The following is a 19439-nucleotide window of genomic DNA, read 5'->3' as shown; positions in this document are numbered from 1 at the left end:
CGGTTACATTCCGAACCCGGAAGCTAAGCCTTACAGCGCCGATGGTACTGCAGGGGGGACCCTGTGGGAGAGTAGGACGCCGCCGAACAATTCTTGGGAAAACCCCCGCATCGGAAGTTGCGGGGGTTTTCTGCGTTCCGGGCCGTTTACAGTCGACGTATGCGCTATGAACTGGTCATCTTCGACAACGACGGAGTCCTGGTGGACAGTGAGCCGATCTCCAACCGGCTCCTGGCCGCGTATCTCACCGAGCTGGGGCATCCGACGACGTACGAGGAGTCCATCCGGGACTACATGGGGTCCGCGATGCACCGGATCCATGACCTGGTTCTCGAGCGCACGGGGCGGCGACTGCCCGACGACTTCGACGACGTCTTCCACGCCCGGGTGTTCGCGGCGTTCGAGCGGGAGTTGAAGCCGGTGGCGGGGATGGCCGGCGTACTGGAGAAGCTGGCGGCCGACGGGGTGCCGTACTGTGTGGCGTCCTCCGGGAGCCATGAGCGGATCCGGGTGGGGCACCGGACGACCGGGCTGGACCGGTGGTTCGACGACGGGCGCATCTTCAGCTCGCAGGACGTCGGGCGGGGGAAGCCGGCGCCGGACCTCTTCCTCCACGCGGCCGAGCGGATGGGTGTGGCGCCGGAGCGCTGTGTCGTCGTCGAGGACAGCCCGCTCGGGGTGCAGGCGGCCGTCGCGGCCGGGATGGACGTCTTCGGTTTCACGGCGATGACGCCGGCCGCCAGGCTGGCGGGGGCCACCCAACTCTTCTCCGAGCCGGGGCAGTTGGCTGACCTGCTCGTATGATCCGGGCCATGCGGGGGTGCTGACAATTGTCATGCCGAGGCCTGGACGATCGTTTCTACTGGGCGACCCCTGCCGGCCGCGAAGCTATGAGCATGACGACGACGAAGAAGAACCTGCAGCCGCTCCTCCTCGATGTGGCCGTGCCGCTCGCTTCGTACTACCTCCTCAAGGAAGCCTTCGGGCTGAGCACCTTCGCGGCGCTCGCCTGGAGCAGCGTGGTGCCCGCCGTGCGCACGGTGTGGAGCGCGGTGCGGGAGCGGACCGTGAACGGGCTCGCGGGGCTCATCCTCGTCGTGAACGTGGTCAGCCTGCTGTTCAGCTTCGTCTCCGGCGACCCGCGGCTGATGCTCGCCAAGGACGGGGCGGTCAGCAGCACGGTCGGCATCGGCATCCTGGTGTCGGTGGCGCTGGGCAAGCCGATGATGACGGCGGCGTTCAAGCCGTTCGTGGTGAAGGGCGACGCGGCCCGTGAGGCCGCCTGGGAGCGGCTGACGGCCGGCTCCGCGGCCTTCCGGCGGGGCGAGCGGGCGTTCTCGCTGGTGTGGGGCACGGTGCTGCTGCTGGAGTGCGTGGTGCGGGTCGTGGGGGCGTACACCATCCCCGTCGACACGATGGTGTGGCTCGGTTCGGTCCTGATGGTCGTGTCCATGGGGCTCGGGTTCGTCGTCAGCGGTGGGCTGGCGGTCGAGCCGATGCGGCGGATGCTCGCCGCCGAGGTCGAGGCGGAGGCCGCGCGGGCCGCCGCCGCCCGGCCGGAGGTCGCGGTCGCCGCCTGAAGCGGAGCCGGCGGCCGCCTGGGCGGAGAAGCCGGACGATGAGACCGATGGGGCGGTCACCCGGGTGGGACGGGTGACCGCCCTGGCCGTGTGCGCGGTGTGCGGGTGTGGGGGGCGGTCGTTGAAGTTGAGCGGAATTCACCTTTGGCTGGATCTACCCAGCAGTAGCCCGGGGCCCTACGCTCGCCGCCATGACTGATGTGCTGCGGCGCGGCAGGGCCTCGCTGGCGTTCAGCTTCTTCGCGCAGGGCGTCGCCTTCGCGCTGCTGGTGACGCGCATCCCGGCCGTCCAGGACCGGTACGGCATCTCCGACGCGCTGCTGCCGGTCTTCCTGGCGGCCGTGCCGATCCTCGCCGGTGTCGGCAGTGTGACCACCGAGCAGCTGGTGAAGCGGGTGCGGCCGAGCCGGGTGCTGCGCTGGTCCCAGCCGGTCGTGCTGCTGGCGCTGCTGGGCGTCGGCGCGGGGGACCGGCTGGCCGAGGTGGCGGTGTGCCTCGGGGTGTTCGGGCTGGCGGTCGGGGCGCTGGACGCCTCGATGAACATGCTCGGGGTGAGCCTGCAGCGGGCGTACGGGCGCAGCATCATGCTCAGCTTCCACGCGGCGTACAGCATGGGCGGGATCGTCGGGGCGTCGCTGGCGTGGGCGGGGGCGCACTGGCACCTGGCGCTGTGGGTGTCGTATCTGCCGGTCGTGGTGGTGCTGCTGCCGGCGGTGCTGGTGGGGAGCCGGTGGTACGTCGACGGGGGCGCGGGGCGGGCCGGGGCGGAGCCGGGCGGGAAGGCCGCGGCCGACGGGGTGGTCTTCAAGCTGCTGCTGCCGCTGTGCCTGGTGATGACGTTCGCGTACATCGGGGACTCGACGGTGTCCAACTGGAGCGCGAAGTATCTGCAGGACGTGCTGGGCAGCTCGGAGCAGATGGCGACCGTGCCGTACAACGTGTACATGGTGACCACGCTGCTGGGGCGGGCCATCGGGGACTTCGGGGTGCGGCGGTTCGGGGCGGCGGCCGTGGTGCGGGCTGGGGCCCTGGTGGCGGCGGCCGGGTTCGCGGTGGTGGCGGCGGCGCCCGGGGCGTGGGTGGGGATGCTCGGGTTCACGCTGCTGGGGCTGGGCTTGTGCGTGCTGGTGCCGCAGACGTTCGCGGCGGCCGGGCGGCTCTTCCCCGGGGCGTCGGACGCGGCGATCGCCCGGCTGAACGTCTTCAACTACGTCGGCTTTCTGATCGGCTCGCCGCTCGTGGGGGCACTCGGGGACGCGTGGAGCTATCGCGGGGCCATGCTGGTGCCGATGGTGTTGGTGCTGGTGACGTTGGCGTACGCCAGGTCGTTCGCGGCTCAACCGGACCGATACGGTGGCGGGCATGAGCGGCCGCGCACAGCTGATGTGGGACGAGGCAGTAACGGGCTATGACTTCGGTCCGGACCATCCGATGGACCCGGTCCGCCTCGCCCTGACCCGGAAACTGGTCGGCGCCTTCGGGCTGGACCGTGAGGTGGACGTGGTGGCGGCCAAGGCCGCCGGGGAGTCGACGTTGCGGCTCGTCCACCGGGAGGACTACATCGACGCCGTGAAGGCGGCGTCCGCGGATCCCGCGGCGGCCGACCAGTCGTACGGGCTGGGGACGCTGGACGATCCGGCGTTCGCCGGGATGCACGAGGTGTCCGCGCTGATCGCGGGGCAGTCCGTGGGGGCGGCGGAGGCCGTGTGGCGCGGGGACGCGCTGCACGCGGTGAACTTCGCGGGCGGGCTGCACCACGCGATGCCGGCGGGGGCGTCGGGGTTCTGCATCTACAACGACGCGGCGCTGGCGATCGCGCGGCTGCTGGAGCTGGGCGTGGAGCGGGTCGCGTACATCGACGTCGACGTGCACCACGGGGACGGGGTGCAGGCGGCGTTCTGGGAGGACCCGCGGGTGCTGACGATCTCGTTGCACGAGCATCCGCGGACGCTGTTCCCGCAGACCGGGTGGCCCGAGGAGACCGGGGCGGACGCGGCGGAGGGGTCGGCGGTGAACCTCGCGCTGCCGGCGGGGACGGGGGACGCGGGGTGGCTGCGGGCGTTCCACGCGGTGGTGCCGGAGCTGCTGGCGGAGTTCCGGCCGCAGGTGGTGGTGTCGCAGCACGGGGCGGACACGCACTTCGAGGATCCGCTGGCGCATCTGGCGGTGTCGCTGGACGCGCAGCGGGCGGTGCAGGTCGCCTGTCACGACCTGGCGCACGAGTACGCCGACGGGAAGTGGGTGGCGCTCGGGGGCGGGGGGTACGCCGTGGTGGACGTCGTACCGCGGTCGTGGACGCATCTGGTGGGGATCGCGGCGGGGCGGCCGGTGGAGCCGGCGTCGGTGATTCCCGAGTCGTGGCGGCAGGAAGTGTTCGCGCGGACGCGGCAGTTGGGGCCGGGGCGGATGACGGATGGGCGGTGGCCTGTGTCGTTCGCGGAGTGGGAGGCGGGGTACGACCCCGCTGATCGCTTGGATCAGGCGGTGTTGGCTACTCGGCGGGCGGTGTTTCCGCTGCGGGGGTTGTTGGCGTAGGGGGTGTGGCGGCGGGGGGTGTGGTGAACGCCGTGGGGTGCGGTGCCCTGCGTTTGCTCGGCGCCCGGCGTTTTGGTGAGCGCCGTGGGGTGCGCTGCCCGGCGTTGCGGGGTGCCGCCCGCGCCCACCCGTGCCGCCCCAGGCGGCACGCATGCCCGCGGACTAGGCGGCGCGACCGGTCGGGTGGGGCTGGGCGGTGCCGGGGGCGTTACGCCGACCGTGGGGTCTTGCCGGGTTTGCAGGGACGGGCCGGGGGCGGTCCGGCAGGATCGGGGTGTGGTGTCCGTTGGGGAGCTGCGGGAGCATCTCGTTGCGGTACGGCTGGCCGGTACCGTGGCGACCTCGCGGGAGCGGAGTCTGCGGGCGTACCGGCTCTTCGCGGCCCGCGATCCCCGTGTGCTGATCGGTCTCGATCCCGAACGGCCGTGGTCCGCCCGGGATGTGATCGAGCTGATGGCGGACAGGTGTGGTGTTTCGGCCGATCCGCTGCACACCTCGGGTCAGGACGTGATCGACCCGGAGCGTACGCTGGCCGCGCTGGACGCGTTCGCGGAGCGCCTCGCGGCGGTCGTCCGGCGCCGCGGGACCGTGCTGCTGGGCACCGGGCACCCGCATCGGCTGCTCGGCTTCTACGCCGTCCTCGCGGACGCGCTGTCGGCGGCGGGATGTGCTGTCCTCACCCCCGCGCAGGGTCGCTGTGTCGACATATTGACCCAGTTCGGTCTACGCACCCACCACCTCGACTACGTACGAGGAGTCGCGTTGATCCGCGAGGGCGGCGCGGAACGCCCCGGTGGTGCGCCCGGCGCACACACCCACTCGCCGCTCCCGGTTCGGACGGCGCTGGCCGCGGCGGCCGACGCCGGCGGGCCGCTGCCGGAACTGGTGGTCGGCGATCACGGCTGGGTCTGCGGAGCAGGTCAGCTGGGGTTCGAGGCGATCGGGCTGGCGGATACGGACGATCCGGCGCCGTTCGTGGGGCAGGCCGAGGGCCGCGTGGCCGTCGTGGTTCCGCTTGACGACGGGGTGCGGGGGGCGCACTACCGCCCGCTGACCCGCTACGTACTCAATCGAGCGTGTCTGTCACAGTAAGGAGCCGATGGGTGCACCTCTTCCCCACTTGCATCACCCGCCCCTAGTCTGGGGAGTGAGCACGCAGCGACGAAGAGTCACCGGAAGGGGAAGCCGGTGGCCGTCGAGTGCGGAAGGTTCAGGTGTGTCATGGCTGCTGAGCAGAGGCCTCTGAGCGAGGTTCAGTTCCTTACCGTGGCCGAGGTGGCCGCGGTGATGCGAGTGTCGAAGATGACCGTGTACCGGTTGGTGCACAGCGGTCATCTGCCCGCGATCCGGGTGGGGCGGTCCTTCCGCGTCCCCGAGAACGCGGTCCACGAGTACCTCCGCGAGAGCTATGTGGGGGTGGAGACTGCCTGACGGCGCAAGTGGGAGATCAGCGATCAGTACAGGGCACTTGTGATCTCCCTGGACCCCTCGATTACGACCTCGGCGCTCGGGCGGGTAGGCTAGCCCCTCGTAGGTCGTGTGGGCCCATGGCGCCCAAACACCGAGTGATGAGAAGTGAGCGAGGATAGTCGTGGGCTCTGTTATCAAGAAGCGGCGCAAGCGGATGGCCAAGAAGAAGCACCGCAAGCTGCTGAAGCGCACGCGCGTCCAGCGTCGCAACAAGAAGTGAGCGACGCGAGCAACGCCGCGTAGAGCGTGTTCTGTGGCCCTCCCCCACACTGGGTGGAGGGCCACAGTCGTACCCGGGGACGCGGGCGGTCGTCCCCGGGGACACGGGCGCCACTGTGCTCCGCCCGGCCGTTTCTCGTCACTTCCTGCATCGGGTGGTCATCACAGCGCAACACCAAACCGCTAAGTTGGCCGCAAGGGGGAACGCGGGCGTGGGACGAGGTCTGGAAGGAAGGCGCTGATCTTGGGCAAGGTCGTGCTCGTGACCGGAGCGGCCCGTCAACTGGGCGGCCGTTTCGTACGGCGGATCCAGCGTGACCCGCAGGTCGACCGGGTGGTCGCCGTGGACGCGGTGCAGCCCGAGCATCATCTGGGCGGCGCCGACTTCATCCGCGCCGACATCCGGCAGCCCACCGTCGCGCGGGTGCTCGCCGAGACCGGCGCCGACACGGTCGTCCACATGGACGTCACCGGCACGGCACTCGGCGGCGGCAGCCGGGCCACGGTGAAGGAGACCAACGTCATCGGCACCATGCAGCTGCTCGGTGCCTGCCAGAAGTCGCCCACGGTCAAACGGCTCGTGGTGAAGTCCTCCACCAACGTGTACGGCTCCGCGCCGCGCGATCCGGCCGTCTTCACCGAGACGACCCCGCCCAAGTCGCTGCCCAGCGGCGGCTTCGCCAAGGACACGGTCGAGGTCGAGGGGTACGTCCGCGGCTTCGCCCGCCGCCGCCCCGACGTCGCGGTGTGCGTGCTGCGGTTCGCCAACATCCTCGGCCCCAGCGCGGACACCCCGCTCGCCTCGTACTTCTCGCTGCCGGTCCTGCCGACCGTGTTCGGCTACGACCCGCGGCTGCAGTTCGCGCACGAGGACGACGTGATCGAGGTGCTGCGCATCGCCTCGCACGAGCCGCGCCGCGGCACGCTGAACAGCGGCACCTTCAACATCGCCGGCGACGGCGTCCTGCTGCTCTCGCAGTGCGCGCGGCGCCTCGGGCGGCCCACGGTGCCGCTGCTGCTGCCCGCCGTGACGTGGGCGGGCTCCTTGGTGCGTACGCTGGGCATGACGGACTTCTCTCCCGAACAGATCCGGCTGCTCACCCACGGCCGGGTCGTGGACACCACCCAGATGCGCGAGACCCTGGGCTTCGAGCCGACGTACACGACTGCGGAGACCTTCGCGGACTTCGTGCGCAGCAGGGGGCCGGGCCTGCTGCCCCCCGAGGCCCTTGCGGGGGCCGTCGACCGGATCGCCGCCCTGCCCGTCGCGGGCGGCCATCACGCCCCGACCACGAGCGCCAACTGAGGAGCGCAGCAACGATGGCGGACGCCAAGGTCATTCCGTTCGACGACGACCGGTCCCGTGGGAACGCCGTGCAGCGCCCCGCTCGACGCCGCGGCGCCGGCGGCCTGCGGGCAAGCGGCGAGCCGGTGCCGGTGCGGGAGCTGCGCGAGACCCGCGGCGGCGGCCGGGCCCGCGGCAGCCGGGGCGCCGCGCCCGCGGCGCAGGAGGAGACGCCCGTGACCCCGGAGCAGGCCGGCGCCGAGGCGCCCCAGCCGCAGGCCCAGGAGGCCGACGGCGGCCTGGAGCGCCGTATCGCCGCGGGTCTGTCGTTCCTGCGCCGCCGGCTGACCGGGGACTACGAGGTCGACGACTTCGGCTACGACGAGGAACTCACCGACCAGGTCCTGATGTCGCTGCTGCGGCCGGTGTACGACAAGTACTTCCGGGTCGAGGTGAAGGGCCTGGAGAACATCCCGGCCGAGGGCGGCGCGCTGATCGTCGCCAACCACTCCGGCACGCTGCCGCTGGACGGCCTGATGATGCAGGTCGCCGTGCACGACCACCACCCGGCCGGCCGTCACCTGCGGCTGCTCGCCGCCGATCTGGTCTTCGTGCTGCCGGTGGTCAACGAGCTGGCCCGCAAGCTGGGGCACACGCTGGCGTGCGCGGAGGACGCCGAACGGCTGCTGGGCCAGGGCGAGCTGGTCGGGGTGATGCCGGAGGGCTTCAAGGGCATCGGGAAACCTTTCAGCGAGCGCTACAAGCTGCAGCGCTTCGGCCGCGGCGGCTTCGTGTCGACGGCGCTGCGGCAGGGCGCGCCGATCGTGCCGTGCTCGATCGTCGGGGCGGAGGAGATCTACCCGATGATCGGCAACGCCAAGACGCTGGCCCGGCTCCTGGGCTTCCCGTACTTCCCGCTTACACCGACGTTCCCGTGGCTCGGCCCGCTCGGCGCGATCCCGCTGCCGACGAAGTGGACGATCCAGTTCGGCGAGCCGATCCCGACGGACGGCTACCCGCCGGAGGCGGCGGAGGACCCGATGCTGATGTTCAACCTGACCGACCAGGTCCGCGAGCAGATCCAGCACACCCTCTACCAGCTGCTGGTACAGCGCCGGTCCGTGTTCTTCTGACGGCCGCTTCTCGCATACGACGGTGGGGGCGCCCCTCGGGGAAAGGGCGCCCCCACCGTCGTACGCAAGGCGGCTAGTTGGCGTCGTCGCTGTCGATGCCGAGGCCGGGCAGCAGGCCCGGGAGCAGCGGCGGGAGCGTGACGTCCGGCTCGGGGACGGGCGGCTTGCTCTGGGACGGCGAGGCGCTGCCGGTCTCCTTGGGCGGGTCGAGCAGGCCGCCGGTGTTGCCACCGAGCAGGCCGTCGTCGATGCCGCCGATACCGGGCGCCGACTTGCTGGGACCGCCGGTGCCGGTGTGGTCGCCGGAGGAGGGGGCACCGCTGGCGCGGCTGCTGGGGCCGCTGGAGTGGCGGCCGCCGGAGGACCCGGTGGACGCCGATCCGTCGCCGCCGGGCGTGCCGCTGCCGCCGCCGCGGGTGGCGGGGGTCTGCGGCAGCAGGGACTGCAGCGGCGCGACCTCTTCGTCTATGGCGTCGAAGACCGACGACACCTGCTCGCTGACGTCGCCGAGCTGCACGGGCAGCTTGTCGCGCAGCGCGCCCCAGACCTCCCGGTGCGAGGCGGAGAACGCGGAGAGGGCCTGGATGGGGCCCAGGGAGTCGGGATCGCGCTCGTACGCCTCGTGGAGCAGCCGGTGGCCCTCGGCGGCGTCGTGGGTCATCCCGTTGAGCGTGCGGCGGATCTCGCCGAGGGACTCGTGGTCGAGGTGGCCGCCCCGGCCGCGCTCCATCAGCCGTCGGGCCTCGCTCAGCCGGGTGGACGCCTGGTCCAGATAGGAACGGCCGCGCTCGTCGTCGCCCTCGGACAGGTAGTTGAGCTTGAAGTCCTCGATGCCGCGCTTGAGGCCGTAGAGCGAGTCACCGGGCAGCGCGTCCGTGCTGGCAGCGGCGACTCCGCCGAAGGCGCCGGCCGCGACACCGACGCTGAGCCCGCCCGCGGTGAGGCCCTTGGCCAGCCGCGTCCGCGGGCGGAATTTCCCCAGCTGCGCCCGGTGCGCTCCCCGGGTGCGCGGGGTCCGCTGTTCGGGCACGGAAGGGTCCGCCGCCTCGCCCCCCGCGGCGCCCTCCTGCAGCATGGCCTCGAACGCGGCCACGAGCTGGGCTCGCTGGACGACCTTGACCTCCGGGTCGAGCTCCGGCTTGGGCAGCGCACCGAGACCCGAGGCGAGGGCGACCAGGCGCCCTTGCTCGGTCTGGTCCTCGGCGGCTGGGGCCGGTGCCGATCCTTCGGGCTGCTCGGCCGCCGTGCCCTGATCGGACTGCTCCTCCAGGGCCTGGGCGAAGGCGTTCGCCCGCCGGTGCGCCGATACGTTCGCGATCACTGGCGGCACCTCCTCTCGTCATGACGGTCGACTCCCCAGGGGGTCCTGAGGGTTGCACGTCCCGGCCACTTCCACTCGATCGTGGGATCAGCGTTGGCCTGGACGTGACCACAGGGAGCCTGCATCCCGCACAACGAGCGGCGCGGCACTTGGGTTACGGACGGCGGATGATCGGATCGGGAAGTCAACGGACGGGAACGGAGCGTGACTTGAGCGTCGCTGAGCGTGTGTGATCAGCGGGCGTCGTCCGGCAGGAGCCGGGCGAGGGTCCGTACGGCCCGGTACTGGAGGGTCTTGATCGCGCCCTCGTTCTTGCCCATGACCCTCGCGGTCTCGGCCACGGACAGGCCCTGGAGGAAGCGGAGAGTCACGCACTCCTGCTGCTGCGGGTTCAGCCGGCGTACGGCGTCCAGCAGGGCGGCGTTGGACAGGGACTCCAGGACGGAGTCCTCCGGGGAGCGCTCGACCTCGTTGGCGTCGAGCATCTCGCCGGTGGTGACCTCCAGGCGGAAGCGGCTGGACTTGAAGTGGTCGGCGACGAGGTTGCGGGCGATGGTGACCAGCCAGGCGCCGAAGTCGCGGCCCTGCCAGGTGAAGGTGCCGATCCTGCGCAGGGCCCGCAGAAAGGTCTCACTCGTGAGGTCCTCGGCGGTCGCCTTTCCTCCCACCCGGTAGTAGATGTAGCGGTACACGGTGTCGCTGTACTGGTCGTAGAGGCGGCCGAACGCTTCGGCCTCGCCGGCCTGGGCGCGCTCCACGAGGTCCATCATCCGGGCGCTGTCGCTGTCCGCGGCGGGGCGGCGGGCGGTGGTGGCACCCGCCGACCGCCCCCTTCTGCCGACCGCGGCCCCGCTCTCGGCCAGTGCGTAGCACGGGCCGGCGGGGGTGGCGGTGGCGAATGCGGGGACGGCGTGCGCGGTGGGGACGAGGCCGCGCAGCAGGTTTTGCACCGTCGCGACCGTTGCGCGCAGCGTAGCCAGGCCCGAGGCGTCAACCCCGACGTGTGGGTACACGGGACTCCCAGAGGCAGAGCTTCCATCACGTGCAGTGCGGAACCGTTCACCCGTCGTGGCGACGGAGGGGTACCGGATTGCGTCTGAGGAGAATAACGCTTCGTGCAGGCCCTGCTACACCGAGTTGCTCAAATCATCGATTGCGTCGCTTCCGTTACCGTTTGACGGTCGATCAAGGCGTGGTTGCTGAACGGTTGTTGATCGAAATGCTTCGCATTCGGGGTGGGTGCGGGGCGTGTTGTGGTCACGGGCCGCTTGGACGACTGGGCAGGCCCGTGGCTGGGTATGTCCCGCGGAATGCCCGAACCTGACGGGACATGACGCTTGGTGACAGTCCCTCCGGGGGTGCGGTGCGTTTGGGCGCGGTTGCCCTGGGGTGCGGCTTGCCTGCGGTGTGGTGAACGCCGTGGGGTGCGCGGCCCGGCGGTGCGGGGTGCCGCTGCGCCCACCCGTGCCGCCCCTAGCGGCACGACTGCCCGCAGCTACGCAGGACTGGGTTGGCGGCGCCCCTGCGTTCACGACTGCCCGCAGCTATGTAGGCAGGTAGCGGCGACGGCCTGCAGTCGCCGGCGGCGGGGAGGGGACGTGGTGGGGGGTGTCCGCCCGCAGCGGACGGCATTGCCTTTCCTCAGCCTCTTGGAAAGAGGTAAGGCCGTACCGAGGACGGACACCCCCCACCGCGGCCCCGACTCACCCACCCACAGAAGGCGCTACCGCAACCGGCCACCGGACCCGCGCGGGCCGCCGCAGGCATATAAGGGGCGCGGGGAACTGCGCGAGCAACCACGACGAGACCCGCAGCCGGCAAGACACCGCACCCACCCGCACAGCCGCCGCAGGCACACCGCGGGGAACTGCGCGACCAGCCACGACGAGAGCCGCACCTGGCAAGACACCGCACCCACCCGCACAGCCGCCGCAGGCACACCGCGAGGAGGCACCGCGGACGCGTACCCGGCGACGGAGGGCGCCCCCCAGAAAAGCCGGCGCAGGCTTCAGCGGCGGCGGCGGTGGAGGGCGATCGCTGCCGCCGTGCCGCCGGCCACCGCGCCGACGCCCGCCGCCGCGGGGATGCCGACCTTCGCCGCCTTGCGCCCGGTGCGGTAGTCCCGCAGGCGCCAGTCGTGCTCGCGCGCGTGCCGCCGCAGCTTCGCGTCCGGGTTGATCGCGTACGGGTGCCCCACCAGCGACAGCATCGGAATGTCGTTGTGGGAGTCGCTGTACGCGGCGCACCGCGTCAGGTCCAGCCCCTCCGCCACCGCCAGCGCCCGCACGGCCTCCGCCTTCGCCGGCCCGTGCAGCGGCTCGCCGACCAGCTTGCCGGTGTAGACGCCGTCCACCGACTCCGCCACCGTGCCGAGCGCACCGGTCAGGCCCAGCCGCCGGGCGATCACCTGCGCGATCTCCACCGGCGCGGCCGTCACCAGCCACACCTTCTGCCCGGCGTCGAGGTGCGCCTGGGCCAGTGCCCGCGTGCCCGGCCAGATCCGCTCGGCCATGTACTCGTCGTAGATCTCCTCGCCGATCGACTTCAGCTCGGAGACCCGGTGGCCCTTGACGATGGACAGGGCGGAGTCGCGCGCCTCCTGCATGTGCTCGGGGTCCTCGACCCCGGCGAGCCGGAACCACGCCTGCTGCCAGGCGAAGCGGGCGAGGTCGCGCGTCTCGAAGAACTTCCGCTTGTACAGGCCCCGGCCGAAGTGGAAGAGTGCCGCGCCCTGCATGACGGTGTTGTCGAGGTCGAAGAAGGCGGCGGCCCGGTCGTCGCCCGGCACGGGGAACGCAGGTTCCCCGGCGGCTTCCTCGGCCTGGGCGGCCGTGGCGGCCTCCAGGGCTTCGGCGGACTTGCGCGCGGCCTCCGCCGAGGCCTCGCCTGCCAACACGCTCCGCGCCGTGGCGGAGCGCCTACGGGGAGTGAGCCATCCGAGAGCGGCCATGTCCGTGAGCATAGCCATTCTGTTCGGTGGTTCCGGCGCCGAGAGGTTGGAACGCCGTGAACTCTGTGCGACCGCCCCGTTAAACGCGTCACACGACACGCAGGCGACCCGCGCGCCCGCAGCCGCCGGCGCCACCACCGGCGCCAACACCGTCCCCTCGGTCGCGGCGCCCCGCACCCACCAGCGCGGCCCCCGCCGCGCACCGCGCGCATCCGCGCGGCCGGTCCCCGCGCGACAATGGCCCCATGAGCCCCCTCTTCCGTCGCACCCCCCGCCGCAGTCCCGCGGAGCGTCTCGTCACGTTGATCCGCAAGCCCGGTTGTCATCTCTGTGACGACGCGCAGGTCGTGGTGGAGAAGGTGTGCGGGGAGCTGGGTGTGCCGTGGGAGCAGAAGGACATCAGCGAGGACCCGGCGCTGCACGACCAGTACTGGGAGCAGATCCCCGTGGTACTCGTCGACGGCGAGCAGCACACCTTCTGGCGAGTGGACGAGCGGCGGCTGCGGGCGGCACTGACCGAGTAGTACAAGACCGTACCGAACGTCGCTTAGGATCGATGCGGTTTGGTCTCGGGGGCGGGATTCACGAGGAGTGAGCCGGTTTTGCCCCCACGTAGCACGCGACATAAGACGCGCGTGAGCCCGGTCACGTTGGCCGGGCAAATCGGACACCATCTTTGTGCACGCGTTCACAAAGACATAGCCTGCTGTCGACGGGGCGGTCTGGGGACGTACGACCGCCCACAGCCCCGCTCTACCCGCAGGAGCACCGTGGCAACTGGCCGAACTCACCGACCGGCGACCCGTAGCCGAGGGATTCCCGAGGCCACCGTCGCCAGGCTTCCGCTGTACCTCCGGGCGCTGACCGCACTGTCGGAGCGCTCGGTCCCCACGGTTTCATCCGAGGAGCTGGCGGCCGCCGCCGGGGTCAACTCCGCGAAGCTGCGCAAGGACTTCTCCTACCTGGGCTCCTACGGCACCAGGGGCGTCGGCTACGACGTCGAGTACCTCGTGTACCAGATCTCCCGCGAGCTGGGCCTGACCCAGGACTGGCCCGTGGTCATCGTCGGTATCGGCAACCTCGGCGCCGCCCTCGCCAACTACGGCGGTTTCGCCTCCCGCGGTTTCCGGGTCGCCGCCCTGATAGACGCCGACCCGGCGATGGCCGGCAAGCCCGTCGCGGGCATCCCCGTGCAGCACACCGACGACCTGGAGAAGATCATCCAGGACAACGGGGTGTCCATCGGCGTGATCGCGACCCCCGCGGGCGCCGCCCAGCAGGTCTGCGACCGGCTCGTGGCCGCCGGCGTGACCTCCATCCTGAACTTCGCGCCGACCGTGCTGTCCGTGCCGGACGGCGTCGACGTGCGCAAGGTGGACCTCTCCATCGAGCTGCAGATCCTCGCCTTCCACGAGCAGCGCAAGGCCGGCGAGGAGGCCGCCGAGGCCGCCTCCCTCCCCACCACCACCTCGGACGCGGTTCCCGCCACCACCAAGGACGCGGGTCTGCCCGCGGCCGGCCGTGGCGGCTCCGCCGACCAGGGGCCCGACGGGGACGTACCCGCCGTGATGCCGGCATGAGTCTCCTCGTCGTCGGACTGAGCCACCGCAGCGCCCCCGTCAGCGTCCTGGAGCGGGCCGCGCTGAACCAGGACGACCGGATCAAGCTGCTGCAGGACACGGTCGCCGCCGAACCGGCCACCGAGGCCGCCGTGCTGGCCACCTGCAACCGCATCGAGCTGTACGCCGACGTGGACAAGTTCCACGCCGGTGTCGCCGAGCTGTCCACGCTGCTCGCCCAGCACAGCGGGGTCGGCCTGGAGGAGCTCACCCCCTACCTCTACGTGCACTACGAGGACCGGGCGGTCCACCACCTGTTCTCGGTGGCCTGCGGCCTGGACTCGATGGTCGTCGGCGAGGGCCAGATCCTCGGCCAGATCAAGGACGCGCTCGCCCGGGCGCAGGAGCTGCACACCGCCGGCAAGCTGCTGAACGACCTGTTCCAGCAGGCCCTCAGGGTCGGCAAGCGCGCCCACTCCGAGACCGGCATCGACCGCGCCGGGCAGTCCCTGGTCACCTTCGGCCTGGAACAGCTCGCGCAGGGCGAGGACGTCACCGCCTGGGCGCGCGGCCGCACGGCCCTGGTCATCGGCGCCGGCTCCATGTCGTCGCTGGCCGCCGCGACCCTCGCGCGCGCCGGCGTCGCCGAGATCGTCGTCGCCAACCGCACCTTCGAGCGCGCCGAGCGCCTCGCCGAGATCCTGACCCAGGGCGACGACACGGACGTGGCCGCCCGCGCGGTACGGATGGACGCCGTACCGGACGAGCTGACACGTGCCGACATCGCCGTCTCCTGTACCGGGGCGACGGGACTCGTCCTGACGGCGGAGGCCGTCACGGCGGCGCTGGAGGATCGTACCGGCGCCCCCGTCGCCGTGTCCGACACGCCGCAGCGGGCGCTGCCGCCCACCTCCGTGGGCACCGAGGACGGCTGCCCGCTGGACCTGTCCGCCGTGCAGCCCGGCTTCTCCGTGGCCGGCGAGGCCGCCGTGGCCGGGATGGACGCGGCGACGCTGGAGCAGCACGCCGCCTGGGTCGACAAGGGCACCGTCGTCGAGCGCCGCGAGGACGCCCGCCGCAGCCCCGAGGCCGACGCCGAGCTGATCGGCGCGCTCGCCGCGACCGCGGCGGCGATCGGCCGCATCCCGGAGCGCCGCAGGCCCGAGCCGGTCGCCGAGATCCCGCGCCCGCGGCCCTCCCTCTTCCTGCTCGACCTGGCCATGCCTCGCGACATCGACGCGGCCGTGCACCGGCTGACCGGCGTCCGGCTCGTCGACATCGAGTCCCTCGCCGAGGCCTCCGCGGACGCGCCGATGGCGGCCGACGTCGACCAGGTCCGCCGGATCGTCTCCGACGAGGTCGCCGCGTTCGGCGCCGCCCAGCGCGCCGCGCACATCACGCCGACCGTGGTCGCGCTGCGCACCATGGCCGCCGACGTGGTCGCCGGCGAGATGGCGCGTCTGGAGGGCCGGCTGCCCGGCCTGGACGACAAGCACCGCGCCGAGATCACGCAGACCGTCAAGCGCGTCGTGGACAAGCTGCTGCACGCGCCGACCGTGCGTGTGAAGCAGCTCGCCGCCGAGCCCGGCGGCGCCGGGTACGCGGACGCGCTGCGCACCCTGTTCGACCTCGACCCCGAGGCGGTCGCCGCCGTCTCCCGCGCCGAGGACAGCACCGAGAAGAATGCCGGAACCGAGGGCCAGCGATGACTGACAAGGCACTGAGGCTGGGGACCAGGCGCAGCAAACTCGCCATGGCCCAGTCCGGGCAGGTGGCGGACGCCGTGCGCCGGCTGACCGGACGGCCCGTGGAGCTCGTGGAGATCACCACCTACGGTGACGTCTCCCGGGCGCATCTGGCGCAGATCGGCGGTACCGGCGTGTTCGTCACGGCGCTGCGCGACGCGCTGGTGCGGGGCGAGGTGGACTTCGCGGTTCATTCGCTCAAGGACCTGCCGACCGCGCAGCCCGAGGAACTCGTCCTCGCCGCCGTCCCCGTGCGCGAGGACCCGCGTGACGTGATCGTCGCCCGGGACGCGCTGAAGTTCACCGACCTGCCCCGCGGGGCGCGCATCGGCACGGGTTCGCCGCGCCGCATGGCGCAGCTCAACGCGTACGCGCGCACCCACGGGCTGGACATCGAGACGGTCCCCATACGCGGGAACGTCGACACCCGCATCGGGTACGTCCACGACGGCGAACTGGACGCCGTCGTACTGGCCGCCGCCGGGCTGAACCGGATCGGCCGCAGCGACGAGGTGACCGACTTCCTGTCGGTCGACACGGTTTTGCCCGCCCCCGGCCAGGGGGCCCTGGCGATCGAGTGTTCCGCGGACAACGCGGAGCTGATCGCCGCGCTCGCCGGACTCGACGACCCGTTCACGCGGGCCGCCGTGTCGGCAGAGCGCGCCCTGCTCGCCGCCCTGGAGGCCGGTTGCAGCGCTCCCGTGGGTGCGCTGGCCGACCTTCCCCCACTCTCGGCTCCGCTCGAGCGGGGGGACCCCCACGCCGACGTGCAGATTGTCAAGGAAATGCGCCTGCGCGGCGTCGTCGGCACCACCGACGGCACCCGCATGGTGCAGCTGTCCACCACCGGTCCCGTGCCCGAGACGGACGAGGGCGCCGCGGCGCTCGGCCGTGAACTCGCCGCCGAGATGCTCGCCCAGGGCGCGGCCGGTCTGATGGGGGAGCGAGCACATTGAGCCCCACCACCCTTCCCGCCGGTCCTGAGCACGGGCACGTCACCTTCCTCGGTGCCGGACCCGGAGATCCGGGACTGCTGACCCTGCGCGCCGTGGAGGCGCTGGCGAACGCGGACGTCCTCGTCGCCGAGCACGAGGTGCTCGACGTCGTACGCCAGCACGCCCGTCAGGGCGTCAGCGTCGTGCCGACGGACACGGATCCCTCATCGGGCCCGAATCCGGGCACGGGCACGCCCCAGCCGGCGGTCGTTGACGGCGCGTCAACAACCGCTGGGATTCCCGCGCTGCGGGATGCCGCACATCTTGTCATGGAGGCCGCGCGGGGCGGCAGGCGGGTCGTCCGTGCGGTGCCCGGCGACCCCGGCCTGGACACCTACGCCGCCGAGGAGATGCTCGCCTGCGCCAAGGCCGGCGTCCCCTTCGAGGTGGTCCCCGGCATCGCGGCCGCCGTCGGCGTGCCCGCCTACGCCGGTGTGCCGCTGCGCGACGCCGAGGGCGCCGACGTGCGGTTCGTGGACGCCCGGACCGCCTCCGACCGGTGCTGGACCGAGGTGGGCGCCTCCGACGGCACGGTGGTCGTCTCCACCACGCTCGACTCGGTGGCCGCGGCCGCCGGCGAGCTGGTCTCGGCGGGCCGCAAGCCCGACACCCCGATGACGGTCACGGTCGCCGGGACGACGACCCGGCAGCGCACCTGGTCGGCGACGCTCGGCACGATCGCGCAGACCCTGAAGCAGGCGAAGGTCCTGCCGTCCCCGGACGGCGGCCGCCCGGTGATAGCCGTGGTCGGAGACCGCAGCGCCCCCGCCCAGCGCGACCAGCTGGCGTGGTTCGAGTCCAAGCCGCTGTTCGGCTGGAAGGTCCTCGTGCCGCGCACCAAGGAGCAGGCGGCCTCGCTCTCCGACCAGCTGCGCTCCTACGGCGCGGTGCCGCACGAGGTGCCGACGATCGCCGTCGAGCCGCCGCGCACGCCCCAGCAGATGGAGCGCGCGGTCAAGGGCCTGGTGACGGGCCGCTACGAGTGGATCGCGTTCACCTCGGTCAACGCGGTGAAGGCGGTCCGGGAGAAGTTCGAGGAGTACGGCCTCGACGCGCGCGCCTTCGCGGGCATCAAGGTCGCGGCGGTGGGCGAGCAGACGGCGAAGGCGCTGATCGCCTTCGGTGTGAAGCCGGACCTGGTGCCCTCGGGCGAGCAGTCGGCGGCGGGTCTGCTGGAGGACTGGCCGCCCTACGACCCGGTCTTCGACCCGATCGACCGTGTCTTCCTGCCGCGCGCCGACATCGCCACCGAGACCCTGGTGGCCGGCCTGATCGAACTGGGCTGGGAGGTCGACGACGTCACGGCCTACCGCACGGTCCGCGCCTCGCCGCCGCCGGCGGAGACCCGCGAGGCGATCAAGGGCGGCGGCTTCGACGCGGTGCTGTTCACCTCCTCGTCGACGGTCCGGAACCTGGTCGGCATCGCCGGCAAGCCGCACAACGTCACGGTGATCGCCTGCATCGGCCCGGCCACGGCGAAGACGGCGGAGGAGCACGGGCTGCGCGTCGACGTCATGGCCCCCGAGCCGTCGGTCCACAAGCTGGCGGAGGCCCTGGCCGACTTCGGCATGAAGCGCCGCCTGGCGGCCCTGGAGGCCGGCGACCCGGTGACCCGCCCCAGCGAACGCCGCCCTGGCGCGCGCAGGCGCCGCGCGGCCACGTGAGATGACGAAGAGGGCGGAGCGTTTCCCGGCGACGGGACGCTCCGCCCTCTTCGTCGTTCCCCCCGTCACGCGGTGAGGAAGTCCGCGAGGGACGCCGCCAGGGCCTGCGGGGCCTCTTCGGCGACGTGGTGGCCCGAGTCGATGCCGTGGCCGCGGACGTCCGTCGCCCAGTCCCGCCAGATCCGCAGGGGGTCGCCGTAGAGCTGCTCCAGGTCGTCGCGCAGCGACCACAGGATCAGGGCCGGGCAGGTGACACGGGTGCCGGCGGCGCGGTCCTCCTCCTCGTGGCGGCGGTCGACGGTGAGGCCGGCCCGGTAGTCCTCGAGCATCGCGCGCACCACCTCCGGGTTGCGGGTGGCCTCCCGGAACTCGTCGTGGTTCTCCTGGCCCATGATCTGCGGGTCGCCGCGGTACCAGGCGTCCGGGTCGGCGTTGATGACGCGTTCCGGGGTGTCCGGCTGGGCGAAGAAGAACCAGTGCCACCACTGGGTGGCGAACTCGGGCGTGATACGCGCCAGATGCTCGCTGATCGGCAGGCAGTCGATCAGCGCCACCCGCCGCACCGCCTGCGGATGGTCCAGCACCAGGCGGAACGCCACGGCGGCCCCGCGGTCGTGCCCGACGAGCGAGAACCGGTCATGACCCAGCGCGCGCATCACCGCCACCACGTCACCGGCCAGGGCCCGCTTGGAGTGGGCGGCGTGGTCCGGCGCCGGCGCCGGGCCCCGGGAGCGGCCGTAGCCGCGCAGGTCGGGGCAGACCACGGTGAAGCCGCGGTCCACCAGCAGCGGGGCGACCCGGTGCCAGGTCGCGGACGTGCGCGGATGGCCGTGCAGCAGCACCACCGGCGGCCCCTCCCCGCCGTACCGCACGAACACGGACGCCTCTTCGGTCTCGACGTGCCTGGTCTCGAATCCCTCGAACACGCTCGTGTGCCTCCCGCCCCTGACCGACCTCACCGGGGACCCGCCGCCCCCGTCCGT

The 19439-nt window shown here is 72.2% G+C and carries 18 protein-coding genes and 1 rRNA gene; 15 read left to right on the top strand and 4 right to left on the bottom strand.

The genetic code is table 11. From position 1 onward, the window contains the following. The 10 genes from rrf to ACF1AL_RS19840 form a co-directional block, all read left to right on the top strand. A 5S ribosomal RNA gene (gene rrf, locus ACF1AL_RS19885) occupies positions 1-88 on the top strand; the annotation flags it as partial. A gap of 71 nt (positions 89-159) precedes the next feature. Then, a complete protein-coding gene (locus tag ACF1AL_RS19880) occupies positions 160-804 on the top strand; it encodes an HAD family hydrolase (protein WP_391826676.1) in 645 nt (214 codons plus the stop codon). A gap of 86 nt (positions 805-890) precedes the next feature. After that, on the top strand, positions 891-1580 hold the full coding sequence (locus ACF1AL_RS19875) for a VC0807 family protein (protein WP_384214929.1): 690 nt from the start codon (positions 891-893) through the stop codon (positions 1578-1580). Positions 1581-1771: 191 nt separating this feature from the next. Beyond that, complete coding sequence (locus ACF1AL_RS19870) at positions 1772-2992, top strand: MFS transporter (protein WP_391707220.1); 1221 nt, start codon at positions 1772-1774, stop codon at positions 2990-2992. After that, on the top strand, positions 2943-4115 hold the full coding sequence (locus ACF1AL_RS19865; protein WP_366842176.1) for an acetoin utilization protein AcuC: 1173 nt from the start codon (positions 2943-2945) through the stop codon (positions 4113-4115). Before ACF1AL_RS19870 ends, ACF1AL_RS19865 begins: the two co-directional genes overlap by 50 nt. A 276-nt stretch (positions 4116-4391) precedes the next feature. Then, a complete protein-coding gene (locus ACF1AL_RS19860; protein ID WP_391781098.1) occupies positions 4392-5207 on the top strand; it encodes a phosphatase in 816 nt (271 codons plus the stop codon). 129 nt (positions 5208-5336) lie between these two features. Beyond that, positions 5337-5546: a helix-turn-helix domain-containing protein gene (locus ACF1AL_RS19855; RefSeq protein ID WP_181139929.1), complete on the top strand. Its 210-nt coding sequence runs from the start codon at positions 5337-5339 to the stop codon at positions 5544-5546. A 160-nt stretch (positions 5547-5706) separates the two neighbouring features. Beyond that, positions 5707-5805 carry a 30S ribosomal protein bS22 gene (locus tag ACF1AL_RS19850; protein ID WP_003948845.1) on the top strand — a complete coding sequence of 33 codons (99 nt, stop codon included), beginning with the start codon at positions 5707-5709 and terminating at the stop codon, positions 5803-5805. 243 nt (positions 5806-6048) lie between these two features. Then, positions 6049-7110, top strand: a complete 1062-nt coding sequence (locus ACF1AL_RS19845; protein WP_366842178.1) for an NAD-dependent epimerase/dehydratase family protein — start codon at positions 6049-6051, stop codon at positions 7108-7110. Positions 7111-7124: 14 nt separating this feature from the next. After that, the gene (locus tag ACF1AL_RS19840; RefSeq protein WP_391826674.1) at positions 7125-8222 is read left to right on the top strand and encodes a lysophospholipid acyltransferase family protein; all 1098 of its coding nucleotides are present in this window, start codon (positions 7125-7127) and stop codon (positions 8220-8222) included. Positions 8223-8295: 73 nt separating this feature from the next. On the opposite strand, the gene ACF1AL_RS19835 is transcribed toward ACF1AL_RS19840, so the two are convergent. From ACF1AL_RS19835 to ACF1AL_RS19825, 3 genes are all read right to left on the bottom strand, one after another. Continuing rightward, positions 8296-9543 carry a DUF5667 domain-containing protein gene (locus ACF1AL_RS19835; protein ID WP_366842180.1) on the bottom strand — a complete coding sequence of 416 codons (1248 nt, stop codon included), beginning with the start codon at positions 9541-9543 and terminating at the stop codon, positions 8296-8298. A gap of 233 nt (positions 9544-9776) precedes the next feature. Further along, complete coding sequence (locus ACF1AL_RS19830) at positions 9777-10556, bottom strand: ECF subfamily RNA polymerase sigma factor, BldN family (protein WP_366842181.1); 780 nt, start codon at positions 10554-10556, stop codon at positions 9777-9779. Between the two features lie 995 nt (positions 10557-11551). Further along, positions 11552-12493 (bottom strand): HAD-IB family hydrolase, encoded by a 942-nt coding sequence (locus ACF1AL_RS19825; protein WP_366841983.1) that lies wholly within the window; start codon positions 12491-12493, stop codon positions 11552-11554. 245 nt (positions 12494-12738) lie between these two features. Between ACF1AL_RS19825 and ACF1AL_RS19820 the strand changes: the two genes are divergently transcribed. The 5 genes from ACF1AL_RS19820 (at position 12739) to ACF1AL_RS19800 (ending at position 18456) form a co-directional block, all read left to right on the top strand. After that, positions 12739-13017 carry a glutaredoxin family protein gene (locus tag ACF1AL_RS19820; protein ID WP_391661920.1) on the top strand — a complete coding sequence of 93 codons (279 nt, stop codon included), beginning with the start codon at positions 12739-12741 and terminating at the stop codon, positions 13015-13017. Positions 13018-13263: 246 nt separating this feature from the next. Further along, entirely contained in the window at positions 13264-14073 is an 810-nt protein-coding gene (locus tag ACF1AL_RS19815) for a redox-sensing transcriptional repressor Rex (protein WP_366841985.1), read from the top strand. Further along, positions 14070-15761, top strand: a complete 1692-nt coding sequence (locus tag ACF1AL_RS19810; RefSeq protein ID WP_366841986.1) for a glutamyl-tRNA reductase — start codon at positions 14070-14072, stop codon at positions 15759-15761. The genes ACF1AL_RS19815 and ACF1AL_RS19810 overlap by 4 nt, the downstream gene beginning before the upstream one ends. Then, positions 15758-16753, top strand: a complete 996-nt coding sequence (hemC, locus tag ACF1AL_RS19805; RefSeq protein ID WP_366841987.1) for a hydroxymethylbilane synthase — start codon at positions 15758-15760, stop codon at positions 16751-16753. The genes ACF1AL_RS19810 and hemC overlap by 4 nt, the downstream gene beginning before the upstream one ends. Beyond that, positions 16750-18456 (top strand): uroporphyrinogen-III synthase, encoded by a 1707-nt coding sequence (locus ACF1AL_RS19800; RefSeq protein WP_391707202.1) that lies wholly within the window; start codon positions 16750-16752, stop codon positions 18454-18456. The genes hemC and ACF1AL_RS19800 overlap by 4 nt, the downstream gene beginning before the upstream one ends. A gap of 65 nt (positions 18457-18521) precedes the next feature. On the opposite strand, the gene ACF1AL_RS19795 is transcribed toward ACF1AL_RS19800, so the two are convergent. Then, positions 18522-19382 carry an alpha/beta fold hydrolase gene (locus tag ACF1AL_RS19795; protein WP_391826672.1) on the bottom strand — a complete coding sequence of 287 codons (861 nt, stop codon included), beginning with the start codon at positions 19380-19382 and terminating at the stop codon, positions 18522-18524. Positions 19383-19439 lie beyond the last annotated feature (57 nt).

Origin of the sequence: Streptomyces sp. NPDC014801 (assembly GCF_043082085.1) — a bacterium.
GTDB lineage: Bacteria > Actinomycetota > Actinomycetes > Streptomycetales > Streptomycetaceae > Streptomyces.
This window is presented reverse-complemented; position numbering and strand designations above follow the sequence as displayed.